Source organism: Xanthomonas vasicola, from assembly GCF_000772705.2.
Classification (GTDB): domain Bacteria; phylum Pseudomonadota; class Gammaproteobacteria; order Xanthomonadales; family Xanthomonadaceae; genus Xanthomonas; species Xanthomonas vasicola.
The window spans coordinates 1-12192 of the sequence record NZ_JSBW02000070.1 but is presented as its reverse complement, the minus strand read 5'-3'; the positions used below and the strand labels follow the sequence as shown (position 1 = coordinate 12192).

General features: G+C 62.5%; 8 protein-coding genes. 2 read left to right on the top strand and 6 right to left on the bottom strand.

Annotation, left to right across the window (positions count from 1 at the left end):
* The 5 genes from NX05_RS18285 to NX05_RS18265 all read right to left on the bottom strand — a co-directional run.
* A partial coding sequence (locus NX05_RS18285; protein WP_146092241.1) for a transposase occupies positions 1-436 on the bottom strand: 436 nt, incomplete at its 3' end.
* 358 nt (positions 437-794) lie between these two features.
* Positions 795-1073 (bottom strand): hypothetical protein, encoded by a 279-nt coding sequence (locus tag NX05_RS18280; RefSeq protein WP_010372506.1) that lies wholly within the window; start codon positions 1071-1073, stop codon positions 795-797.
* On the bottom strand, positions 1063-3411 hold the full coding sequence (locus NX05_RS18275; RefSeq protein ID WP_039432537.1) for an FdhF/YdeP family oxidoreductase: 2349 nt from the start codon (positions 3409-3411) through the stop codon (positions 1063-1065). Before NX05_RS18275 ends, NX05_RS18280 begins: the two co-directional genes overlap by 11 nt.
* Complete coding sequence (gene fdhD / locus NX05_RS18270) at positions 3408-4253, bottom strand: formate dehydrogenase accessory sulfurtransferase FdhD (protein ID WP_039432539.1); 846 nt, start codon at positions 4251-4253, stop codon at positions 3408-3410. The genes NX05_RS18275 and fdhD overlap by 4 nt, the downstream gene beginning before the upstream one ends.
* On the bottom strand, positions 4250-5938 hold the full coding sequence (locus NX05_RS18265) for an OFA family MFS transporter (RefSeq protein WP_039432540.1): 1689 nt from the start codon (positions 5936-5938) through the stop codon (positions 4250-4252). Before NX05_RS18265 ends, fdhD begins: the two co-directional genes overlap by 4 nt.
* A gap of 501 nt (positions 5939-6439) precedes the next feature.
* Between NX05_RS18265 and aptA the strand changes: the two genes are divergently transcribed.
* A complete protein-coding gene (gene aptA, locus NX05_RS18260; protein ID WP_010376943.1) occupies positions 6440-7792 on the top strand; it encodes an omega-aminotransferase AptA in 1353 nt (450 codons plus the stop codon).
* A gap of 60 nt (positions 7793-7852) precedes the next feature.
* Here the strand turns inward: aptA and NX05_RS18255 are convergent, their stop codons facing one another.
* The gene (locus NX05_RS18255) at positions 7853-10984 is read right to left on the bottom strand and encodes an AAA domain-containing protein (RefSeq protein ID WP_039432544.1); all 3132 of its coding nucleotides are present in this window, start codon (positions 10982-10984) and stop codon (positions 7853-7855) included.
* Between the two features lie 164 nt (positions 10985-11148).
* On the opposite strand from NX05_RS18255, the gene NX05_RS18250 reads away from it, so the two are divergent.
* The gene (locus NX05_RS18250; RefSeq protein WP_039432546.1) at positions 11149-12003 is read left to right on the top strand and encodes a plasmid replication/partition related protein; all 855 of its coding nucleotides are present in this window, start codon (positions 11149-11151) and stop codon (positions 12001-12003) included.
* Positions 12004-12192: the final 189 nt, after the last annotated feature.

Here is a 12192-nt window from a genome sequence, read left to right as displayed (position 1 = left end):
CGTCCACCGCCTGCATGGCATGCGCGGCGTTGATGGTGTGCGCCAGCAACTCTTCCATCCCCGCTTCGCCAAGCCGCTGCCGCCAACGCGTCAGCGAGCTGGCATCGCACGGCAAGCGCGTCTGGAACACGACCTCGCCAGTGAAAAACTGCCAGTACGGATTTTCCAGCCAACGCTCGCACACCGCTTCATCGGACAGGTCGTAGGCGTGCTTGAGGTAGAGCAAACCAGCGATCAGCCGCACCGGCAATGCCGGCCGACCGCCACCGGCCGGGGTGGCCGGCAAGCGCGATGAAAGTGCTTGCTCCAACGCCGTCCACGGCATCCGTTGGCTCAGCTGCGCCAGCGGATGCTGCAGATCGATCTGATTCTCCAGACGCGAACGGAACAACTCGTCGGCGGGTCTGTCTTCGGCAGCAGGACGGCGTGTACGCATGGGCGGAAATTGCAAGAAACCAGCCTTCAGCGTAGCGAACACTGGTAGTTTTAGCACGCCGGTGCAGACATCAAGGCCTTGCGGTCGTTGGGTGGTTGGGGTTTTTCAGGGGCGACTAGTGAGGGCACCGCGCACTCATGATTCTTCGCGTTTGCTGCTGGACCCAAGCGCGAAGCACTCCTTCGCATCACGAACAGCTTTTATAAACCGACGATCACCGCCCTGGTGCGGTGCCCTTGCCGCGCATTCGACCGACGAAGCTTTTGGCTCAGACGTTTGACCTTCGTCCGCATTGGATGCGGCGCACCCCAGATGCAAATGCCGCTAGATCTTCAATCAGCGCAGTCAAGAAGATCAATCAGCCGCCCTGCGGCGCTTGTACCGTTGAACGCTGGAGGTGCTCCGCCAAACCACCAGGTGTCAGCACCGCAAATTGCCGTTCACCACGCTCTTCCACGCGAACCCAACCCGGGCCAGGCTGGCCGTCCAGATGTGCAGTGCCCAGCCAGGCCAGCGTGCGTAGCAACACGCTCATGCGCACCCCCAGGTGCTTACATAACCTGGCAAGCGACACACCATCGGGCGCGTCGGCAAGCGCATGCAATAGCTGCGCGGAGAGCTGCGGATCAGCGGACAAGCACCGCCCCGATGTCGCGTGGCGCTGAATCGGCGGTTTCGGCACGGTGCGGCAGCACGATCACCGGAATCGACTTGGAGGTCGGTGTCCGCGCTTCATCGGCGAAACTGGACAACGGCACCAGCGCATTGGTTTCCGGGTAATACGCGGCCAGACAGCCACGTGGAATGTTGTAGTCCACCAGCAGGAAACGTCGTGCCTCGCGGTGCACGCCGTCCTCGCACAGGCTCTCCAGGTCCACCCAATCGCCGGCCTTCATGTTCAACGCCGCGATATCCGCACCATTGATGAAGAGCACGCGGCGCTCACCGAACACCCCGCGATAGCGGTCGTCCAGGCCATAGATGGTGGTGTTGTATTGATCGTGCGAACGCGTGGTGGCCAGCGTAAACACCATCTGGTCAGTATGGCTGCGGCGGGCGCGGTGGATCGGGTTATCGATGGGCACCGCGTGTGGCTTGAACACCGCACGTTGCTCCGGCGTCACCCACTGGCGATCGCGCGCGGTGTTCGACAACCGGAACCCACCTGGCGTGCGCACGCGCTCATTGAAGCCGGCGAAATCCGGGAACACCTGTGCGATCAGATCACGCACGCGGTCGTAATCGCCCACCAACCAACGCCAGCGGATCGCACTGCGCGCGCCCAATGTCGCTTCGGCCATGCGCGCCACGATTGCAGGCTCCGACAATAAATCAGGCGAAGCAGGCGGATTGATACCGGCCGACAGGTGCACCATGCTCATCGAATCTTCCACCGTCACGCCTTGCGAGCCGGCATCCTGGATATCGATCTCGGTGCGCCCCAGGCACGGCAGGATCAACGCGTCGCGCCCATGCACCAAATGGCTGCGATTGAGCTTGGTGGTGACATGCACGGTGAGGTCGCAATTGCGCAGCGCGCGGTGCGTGGCATCGGTATCCGGGGTAGCCGCAGCAAAGTTGCCGCCCATTGCGAAGAACACCTTGCCGCTCCCATCCAGCATCGCCTCGATCGCACCGACGGTATCGAACCCGTCCGCGCGCGGCGGCGCGAAACCGAACACCGATTGCAGCTTGTCCAGAAACGCGGCCGGCGGTTTTTCGTAGATCATCATCGTGCGGTCGCCCTGCACGTTGCTGTGCCCGCGCACCGGGCACACGCCCGCCCCGGGCCGGCCCAAGTTGCCGCGTAGCAGCAGCAGGTTGGTGATCATGTGAATGGTCGCCACCGAATGCTTGTGCTGGGTGATGCCCATGCCCCAGCAGGCAATCACGCGCTCGGCGTTGAGATAAATCTCGCCGGCCTTGCGCAGTGCCGCTTCGTCCAGACCGGACTCTTCGACAATGGTGTCCCAGCTTTCCGCATGCACATCGGCGGCGAACGCTTCGAAATTGGCGGTGTGCGCCTCGATGAATTCCAGATCCAGCAGGCGCGGCGTGCCATCGCGCTGTGCCTGCGCATCGCGCTCCAGCACATGCTTGATGATGCCCTTGACCGCAGCCAGGTCGCCGCCGATCTTGAGCTGGAAATAATCAGAAGCGATGCGCGTGGAGCCGTTATGCAACATCTCCAGCTTGTCTTGCGGGTCGGCGAACTTTTCCAGACCGCGCTCACGCAGCGGGTTGAACGCCGCAATCGCCGCACCGCGTTTGGAGGCCTTACGCAACTCACCCAGCATGCGCGGGTGATTGGTGCCCGGGTTCTGCCCGAAGATGAAAATGGCATCGGCCAGCTCGAAATCGTGCAGCGACACCGTGCCCTTGCCCACGCCGATCTGCGAACGCAGCGCGGTGCCCGAAGGCTCGTGGCACATGTTGGAGCAATCGGGGAAGTTATTGGTGCCGAACTCGCGCACAAACAACTGATATAGAAACGCTGCCTCATTGCTGGTGCGTCCGGAGGTGTAGAAGATCGCCTCATCCGGCGTTGCCAGGCCGTTGAGATGCCCGGCAATCTGCGCGAAGGCATCGTCCCAGTTCACTGGCACGTAGTGATCGGTGGCAGCGTCGTAGCGCATTGGATGGGTCAGGCGGCCCTGTCCTTCCAGCCAGTAATCGCTGTACTGCGACAGCAAGCTGACGCTATGCGAGGCGAACAGTTCCGGCCCAGCGCGACGCGCAGTGGACTCGGCCGCTACGGCCTTGGCGCCGTTTTCGCAGAATTCAAACGTGGAGGTGTGATCGCGATCCGGCCACGCGCACCCGGGGCAGTCGAAGCCGTCCGGCTGGTTGGCATGCAGCAGCGTCTTGGCGCCCTGCACGGCGATGTCCTGTTCCATCAGGTGCTTGGCCACCGAGCGCAATGCGCCCCAGCCGCCCGCGGGATTGTCGTACTGTTGGATGGTTTTCTTGCTCATGCGGGCTCTCCCACGGCAACGCCCAGATCAAGGCGTTGTGGATGGCTGTAAACAACACAATCGTGATTGCGGGCAAACCCGATCAGGGTGAGTCCCGCACTATCGGCCAGGCTAATCGCCAGCGCGGTGGGTGCCGAAATCGCTGCTAGCAGCGGAATCCGGGCCTGCGCGGCTTTCATGGCCATTTCGTAACTGGCGCGGCTGGTGACTACCGCAAACCCCTGCGATGCATCGATGCGCGCGCGCGCCAATGCACCGATCAATTTATCCAACGCGTTATGCCGGCCCACGTCTTCGCGGACCAGTTGCACATTGCCCTGCGCGTCGGCCCAACCGGCCGCGTGCACGGCACCGGTCTGCGCGGCAATGGGCTGCCGTGCGTGCAGCGCGTCCAATGCATGCGCCAAGGCATCCACATCAATCTGCAAGGACGACTGCAGCAGCGGCGGCACACGCAGCACCGCTTCGATGGATTCGTTACCGCATACCCCGCAACCGCTGCGCCCGTCCAGATTGCGCCGCCGCTGATGCAACGCGGCGGCCCGTTCGGGCGGGATTTCGATCTGTAGCGAAGCGCCTTCCAGAAACGTCTCCACCGCGATCACGCGCAGATCCTGCACGTGATCGACAATGCCTTCGCTCAACGAGAAACCGAGTGCGAAATCTTCCAGGTCCTCCGGCGTGGCCATCATCACCGCGAACGGCACGCCGTTGTAGATGAAGGCAACCGGCATTTCGGCCGCCACCATGTCCTGCACCGTGGCGCTGCGGCCGCCGCGATGGCGACGGACCGTGCGCACCACACTACCGGGACGCACGGAGCGGGAAGACGGATTGGTCATCGCATCTCATGGAACAGCACGAAGGCTTTTTGCAGCGTGACCCAGATACCGAACAGCATGGGGATTCCCACCGCCAACCAGGCGAACGCGACCACTGCGGGGTTGCCGCCATGACCGATGCGCGCCAACTGCTCCGGCGGGATCACGCCGTGCCCGGTGCGGTCGACCTTCTCGTGCGCCAGCTGCTTTTCGCGTGCCAGTTCGTCGGGCGTCATGAAGTGACGCGCGGCCACCGGGCGCACCAACAGGTTGCAGATCAGGCCGAGCACGAGCATGCCGGCGAGGATGTACATAGTGGTGTTGTAGACCTGTGACGGCGGGCTGCCGTGGGCCAGTTGGTATTCACGCATGTAACCCACCACCACCGGACCGAGGATACCAGCGGTGGCCCAGGCGGTGAGCAGACGGCCGTGGATGGCGCCAACCATCTGGGTACCGAACAGGTCGGCCAGATAGGCCGGGATGGTGGCAAAGCCGCCGCCATACATCGACAGGATGATGCAGAAGATGCCCGCGAACAGCGCAATGCCACCAATGCCGCCAGCCGACGGGGCCGCTGCATACAGGCAGATACCCAGCACGAAGAACAGCGTGTAGGTGTTCTTGCGGCCGAGCTTGTCGGACATGCTGGCCCAGAAGAACCGGCCACCGATGTTGAACAGGCTGAGCAGACCGGTGAAGCCGGCCGCGATGGCCGCGATGCTGGCAAGCTGGGTCGGATCCAGGCTAGCAAAGCCCACATCCACGCCGATCAGGCGGCCGCCGAACACTTCCTGCAACATCGGCGAGGACATGCCGATCACGCCGATACCGGCCGAGACGTTCAAGCACAGCACGCCCCATAGCAACCAGAACTGCGGAATGCCCCACACTTTGCTCACGTGCACGTGGTTAGCAGTAATCATGGCGTTGTTGCTGGCCACCGGTGCGGTCCAGCCGGCCGGGGTCCAGCCGCTCGGCGGCACGCGGTAACCAAATGCACCGGCCATCATGAAGACAAAATACAGCGCCGCCATCACCAGGAAGGTTTCCATCACGCCCACCGAGGTGGGGGTGGCGAAATGGCGCATCAGCGCATCGGCCAGCGGGCTGCCGATCATCGCGCCGCCGCCGAAGCCCATGATCGCCATGCCGGTCGCCATACCGCGGCGGTCCGGGAACCATTTGATCAAGGTAGACACCGGCGAGATGTAGCCCAGGCCCAGACCGATGCCACCAATCACACCCGAGCCCAGCCACAGCATCCAGATCTGATGGAAGTGGATGCCGGCCGCCGAGATCACCAGGCCGCCGCACCAGCACAGCGCCGAGACCACACCGGCCTTGCGCGGGCCGGCACGTTCCAGCCAACCGCCCCAGATCGCTGCCGAGCAGCCCAGCAATACGAAGAACAGCGTGTACATCCACTGCAATTCACTGATCTTCCAGTCGCAGGTGGTGGCCACCATGCGCGCGAACAGGCCCATATCGGCCGGGCACGCAATCGACTCAGTGATGCCCAGTGCCTTGGACAACGGCAGCCAGAAAACGCTGAAGCCGTAAGCCATGCCGATGCACAAATGGATCGCCAATGCTGCCGGCGGAACCAACCAACGATTGAACCCCGGCCGCGCAATGATGCGCTCCTTGGACAGTAGACCGGCGTCTGCGCCGCTGGCTGTCGCCACGGTGGACCCTTGCGTCATTCTCGTTCCCCCAAAAAACCAACGATAAATTGCGATAAACACGGTTGACAGGACACAGCAACGCCAGGTGGGCGATGGCGACGTCCTGTCGGCCGTTCCGAATACGATTGATAGCTGCAATCAAACAACGCGTTGCGATATGGGCAGCGACACCGACCAGGCCCAGCTGGCGGTCGTCTGGCGCATCATCGGCGATCCCTGCCTGTTTGCAATGCTTGCCAGCGCCTTGCAGTGTTGCAAAGCGCCGCCAACACCCATGCCGCGTAAGCGCTCATTGGCGTTAGCGTCCGTAGCTGCGACTAATTGACTAGTCTGCGTGCACTTCGCCAAACGTGTCGCGAAAAAAGCTCCTGCAGTGCTGCGGCGAGCGTCCGATAACGAAATCGCATCGATCAATGCACGCACGATGTGCCAGCCAATGATGTGCCGCCGCCTGTATCGGGGTGACGGCCGACGCGCCAGCTGCGTACAGTCGGGCGATCCCGAGCGACGGAGCCTGCCATGCCCGACCACCTTCCCCGCGATGCAGCCGATGCGCTTCAGGCACCGGCGCAGCTGGATGCCTTCTGGATGCCGTTCACCGCCAATCGCCAGTTCAAGGCACGCCCTCGCCTGCTGGCCTCGGCGCAGGGCATGTACTACCGCGATGTCGATGGCCGTCAGATCCTGGACGGCACCGCCGGCCTGTGGTGCTGCAATGCCGGCCACAGCCGCGAGCGCATCGTGGCAGCGATCCGCGAGCAGGCCGGCACGCTGGATTTCGCGCCCACCTTCCAGATGGGCTCGCCGCTGCCATTCGTGCTGGCGCAACGCCTGGCCGCGATCGCCCCGCCCGGTCTGGGTCATGTGTTCTTCACCAACTCCGGCTCGGAGGCGGTGGATAGCGCGATGAAGATCGTGCTGGCCTATCACCGGCTGCGTGGCGAAGGTCAGCGCACCCGCTTCATCGGCCGCGAGAAGGCGTATCACGGGGTCGGTTTCGGCGGCATGTCGATCGGCGGGCTGCCCAACAACCGCAAGTGGTTCGGACCGTTGCTGGCCGGCACCGACCATCTGCGCCACACGCTGGATCTGCAGCGCAATGCTTACTCGCGCGGACTGCCTGCCCATGGCGCGGAACTGGCCGACGATCTGGAACGGCTGATCACCCTGCACGACGCCTCCACCATTGCCGCGGTCTTCGTCGAACCGGTGTCCGGCTCGGCCGGCGTGATCCTGCCACCGGAAGGCTACCTGCAGCGGCTGCGCGCCATCTGCGACCGCCACGGCATCGCGCTGGTGTTCGACGAGGTGATCACCGGTTTCGGCCGCGTGGGCGACGCGTTCGCCGCGCAGCGCTTCGGCGTCACCCCGGACATCATCACCGCCGCCAAGGGCCTGACCAGCGGCACCGTGCCGATGGGTGCGGTGCTGGTGGCCGATGCGATCCATGACGCCTTCATGCACGGGCCACAAAACGCGATCGAGCTGTTTCACGGCTACACCTATTCCGGCCACCCGCTGGCCTGCGCAGCGGCGATCGCCACGCTGGACACCTACGCCGAAGAAGACCTGTTCACGCGCGCAATCGCGCTCGGCCCGCAGTGGGAGGACGCATTGCACAGCCTGCGCGGGCTGCCGCACGTCATCGACATTCGCAACATCGGCCTGATCGGTGCGATTGAACTAGCACCGCGCAACGGCGCCCCAGGCGCGCGCGGTTACGAGGTGTTCGAGCGCTGCTTCCATGACGGCGGCCTGCTGGTGCGCGTCACCGGCGATGTCATCGCACTGTCACCGCCGCTGATCGTCACGCCCGAGCAGATCGGGCAGATGGTGGAGACGCTGGGCAACATCCTGCGCAGCACTGCGTGAATCGGTGACGGTCACCAGCAACGTCATTGTGAAGGCGTCTTGCCCTACACCATGCCGAAATCAAGCGGCATGTCGAGCATGGAACTCATTCAACATGGCGAGCGCAGTATCGAAATAGGGTTTGCCGCCCCAGAGGTTGCGATCACCGATCACATATAGATGCTTCTTGGCGCGCGTGACCGCGACATTGAGGATATTTGGTTCCACGCTGGCCCAATTGATCGCCCCTGAATGACTTGAATCGCAGCCGAGCACGAAGAACACGATGTCGCACTCCTTGCCCTGGAAGGTATGCACTGTGCCGATGTTGGACCTAAATTTCTCTAGATTTGCTTTCGTCGGCACCGGAATCGATCTACCGGCAAGCGCCTGCTCCCAGTTGGCGCGCGTGCAAAGCAGCGTGCACAAGCCGCTCCTGACTTCCCGAAACGGCGTGATCACGAACACATCAGGCAGACGCCGATCGCACGCGCTTGCCTGACTGACGTATAAGTCCACCAGCGCAGCGAACAGGCGCCGCGCCTGCGCAGGCACAAATTTGCTGCCGTTCCCGCTGATTGCGTCGACATGCCACCAACTGCTCGGACCCAACGTCGGATGAAGAGTGGCAATCCCATTCTTGGCATGCTTCATCCGATTGGCATACGCAATCTGATTGGCGATCCCGAACATCGGAGCATCGCAGCGACGGTGCATGACAAGCGGCACGCCGATAAAGCTGTCCGGGCTGGCAGGATGGCGTACGCCAAACGCGTAGGCCCGATCAGCCAAGGTCTGCACCGAGTTCTTGTCGACAGCATACCTGGCGTACTGCTGTCCCAACCAGTGGCTGCCAAGCAACTGAAGCAAGCGGGTGCCGTGCGGCACGACCGGAGGAATCTGTAGTGGATCGCCAACTACCACAACACGTTGCGCCCGCATCATCGCGCCCACCGCAGCCTGCGGCGGCGCCTGGCCGGCCTCATCGACTATCAGCCAGCCCAGCTCCTCGCTGCCAACGCCGGCAAATTGGCGGCGTACCGAGGCAAACGTGGTCGACACGACCGGTGTCAGCATGAAAAGCCATTGCCAAAGCGCCGTTGCATCGTTGCCGGATGCGGACGGACGTGACAGGAAATCGTTGATCGCCGAGCAGATGTTTGGCTGAGCATTGAGGAAGAACGCCTCATGCAAGGCCATGGCGGCGGCGAAAAGTGCATTGCGCGACTGATTCAGGCGGGGTCCCTGCCAGAATGCGATGACCTGATTGGCATGACTGTCCAGGGAGCCACCATCCCAGATCGCAACATCGGCAGCCGCGCATTGCTGCGCAAGCGTTTCAGTGTCCTGCGCAAGCCGCCGCAACGCTGAGGCAAGATCGCAGTAGGTGCACCATTGCTGATAGCGCTTGGCGTCAAATATCTGCGACAGCCAGCGCAACCATTTCGGCAGCAGACGGCGCTCAAGGCCGTCTGCATCTTCCTGCGACCGCTGCGCCAGAGCGCCCGCCGCAGCTGCAAGTTCGGCTAGGGGCAGTGAATCAAACGCTGGCAGGGCCTCGCACAAGAAACCGGCGCGCTCCCAATCGGCATGCAGCTGTGTCAGCGACGCCTCCAGACGGACAAGGACTGCATGTTCCTTGTTGTATGCAGCCCGCGCATCGATGAATTTTTCCTGCGCGGTTTTGAAAGGCATTGGCGCATTCAGCTGTTTGCGGTAACGCCAATACGTTTGGGCATTGGCGTTGTCCCAGGCTGCATGATCCACCTTGGCATCTGCCAGATACTTTTCCGGCGGTTTGTCAGGCGTGGCAGCTCGATAACCAAAGATGTCGTTGAAACGTGTGCAGTTGGCTTTTTTGCCCAGCGCAGCAGAAACCAAACCCCAGACCGGCAGTTGCGCGGCTGTCCAGGGCTTACTGACATGACTGCCGGCATATTTGGTGGCAACCGGCTGGAAATATCGCAAGGAGTCGAGCAACGCCGGATCGATGCCGCTGCATTGCGGCAACTCCAAGGACAGATTTTCGACCGCACCGTTGTTGGTGGAAGCGACCACAATTTCATAGCCGATCAACGCAGGAGCCAATTTGTACATCGGCTTGCCGAAGACCTGCATTTCCAATGTCTCGCTCGACAATCCCTGCCTGACATCGGCCAGCCCTGCCAGTACGCCAGCACGCTCCACCACAAGATGCGCGATCAGATCGCGTAGCAGTGTCGTTTTGCCGGTTCCCGGCGGCCCATTGACCGCCAGGATCTGGCCCGGTTCGAGCGCCTTCATCTTGTTCAAAGCGAACTGCTGCATCAACGACTGGCACTGGTCTGGCGGCGATGGCCAACGCCCGGCAATGCTGCTGGTGGGTCGCAGAGTCTGCAGGATTTGCGAATGTCCTTGCCCACTGTCCAAATCAAGCTTTGGCACGTCGATGCCAGCCAGATAGGCCTGCAATGCACGCGGCGGCGCTGGTTGCCTGAGCATACCCTTGGCTTGATTGAGGTCGTGGACGAAGAAACTGTTGAGTATCGGCAGATCCTCCGCTGCGTCTTCACCAGAGGCATCGCCTTCGATGGCGGCGGCCTCGGATACAGCTGCGGACGCGGCAGCTGTATCCGGTTCCTGCAGCACCTCCATCCACGCCCATGCACTCCCGGCAGGTGGCCGATAGCCCGCCCACTGCACCAGCCGCTCCACTAATGCCGATAGCGCAGCTCCATCGAACTCCGGGGTCGAGGCACCGCATTCCTGTATCAGCTCAAACCTGAGCGCAGTGGTTTCCTGCTCGAACTGCCGCATCGACAGCCGATCCAACGATCCTGCCTGCAACTGACCCATTGCCCATGGCAATGCAGAGAAGCTGATTGCGTCAAAGTTGGGGCGTCCATTGGCACTGAGCTTCAGTTTCGCAAAGCATGTGAAGCCGTCCGCACACAACTCACTGTCACGCGCATTGACAATGGACGAAGCCTCTGGCTCTGAGAGTTGCGCTGCTACAATCCTGGTCGCCTCCGTTGCGGGGAACGGCAGCAAATACAGCAGCCTTGGAGCAACGCTTGCCGAGTCCCAGGTACCATCAATCATCTGTTCCGGTCCAAGCAGATGCACAGGCCGGTGCTTGCGGGCCTTTTCCAACTGCTCGTCGAGATCGTAGATGTTGAAAAACTCGACGCCATGCCAATAGTCGAGAGCTGCCTGATCGACCGGATCTACCATACCAACATCATCCTTTCGCCAATTATCTGGACGTTCTGGCGTCAGTCTAGCTGAACGGTAGTTTGCCTCCGGCGCCCTCACATTGGAAGGCGTTGCCCGCGCCGCAGCGGACAGGATGAGGCAGGCTCACTACAATGCCCGCCCCGTACCCCAGCAGTTGCCGTATGAACATCGTTGTCAAAGAAGAACTCAAGGCCTATATCGACCCGTTGACGCCCGACGAGCACGAGGCGCTGGAACGCAGCCTGCTGGCCGAAGGCTGCCGCGATGCCTTGGTGCTGTGGGGCGATGTGCTGGTGGATGGCCACAACCGTTACGGCATCTGCCAGAAGCACGGCCTGCCGTTCCAGACCGTGCAGAACCCGCGTTTCCAGTCCATGCAGGACGTGCACCTGTGGATGATCGAGCAGCACCTGGGCCGGCGCAGTGTCTCCGACTTCCAACGTGGCGTGCTGGCGTTGCGCAAGCGCGAGATCCTCGCCGCACGCCAACGCACCCAACGCGACGCCGACGCCGCTGCCGAAGCGCCAGTAGTGGCCGGCGATCAGCCCGCTTCCGGCCTGGACGACAGCAGCGCACACACCGCCGATGACAGCGACAGCCCGCCGTGGGAAGAGACTTCCACCCCGGTCAGCCGCGCCGAGCTGGCACGCGAAGCACGCCTGAGCAGCAACCAGGTGGTGATGATCGAACGTATCCATAAGCAGGCCGCGCCGGAAGTGGTGCAAGCGGTCAAGGCCGGCGAGATTTCGATCAGCGCCGCCGCGGCCGTGGCAACACTGTCAGAAGACGAGCAGCGCGCCGCCGCGCAGGCCGGCAAGGCAGAACTCAAACAGGCCGCCAAGCGCGTGCGCGATGCCAGGCGCAAACCCAGGGCCGACGAGGCAGAAGGTGGCCAAGTCGAACCCCGCGACATGAAAGCTTTGCAGCGCCGCGTCACCGAACTGGAAAACGAAAACGCCGCGCTGCAGTCCAAGGTGACCGCATTGCAGGCGCAGTTGGAACGCCTGCGCGGCTGAGTGCATCGGCCGGCATGGCAGCGCTGCGTAGATACCGTCTTGCCCCTTATCTGGCAAGAGCTTTGTGCGGGTCAAATGCAGTGCCGGATTTGAGCACGCCGTAGGCCAGATGCAGCAGCTTGCGCATGGCGGCGCAGACGATCTGCTTGCCGTGCTTGCCGCGGGCATGCAGACGCTGTTTGAGCGCCG

What these genes read in the sequence shown, in the direction of transcription:
- NX05_RS18255 (WP_039432544.1), bottom strand. Translation starts at nt 10,984, where the DNA reads ATGGTAGATCCGGTCGATCAGGCAGCTCTCGACTATTGGCATGGCGTC.
- fdhD (WP_039432539.1), bottom strand. Translation starts at nt 4,253, where the DNA reads ATGACCAATCCGTCTTCCCGCTCCGTGCGTCCCGGTAGTGTGGTGCGC.
- aptA (WP_010376943.1), top strand. Translation starts at nt 6,440, where the DNA reads ATGCCCGACCACCTTCCCCGCGATGCAGCCGATGCGCTTCAGGCACCG.
- NX05_RS18275 (WP_039432537.1), bottom strand. Translation starts at nt 3,411, where the DNA reads ATGAGCAAGAAAACCATCCAACAGTACGACAATCCCGCGGGCGGCTGG.
- NX05_RS18265 (WP_039432540.1), bottom strand. Translation starts at nt 5,938, where the DNA reads ATGACGCAAGGGTCCACCGTGGCGACAGCCAGCGGCGCAGACGCCGGT.
- NX05_RS18250 (WP_039432546.1), top strand. Translation starts at nt 11,149, where the DNA reads ATGAACATCGTTGTCAAAGAAGAACTCAAGGCCTATATCGACCCGTTG.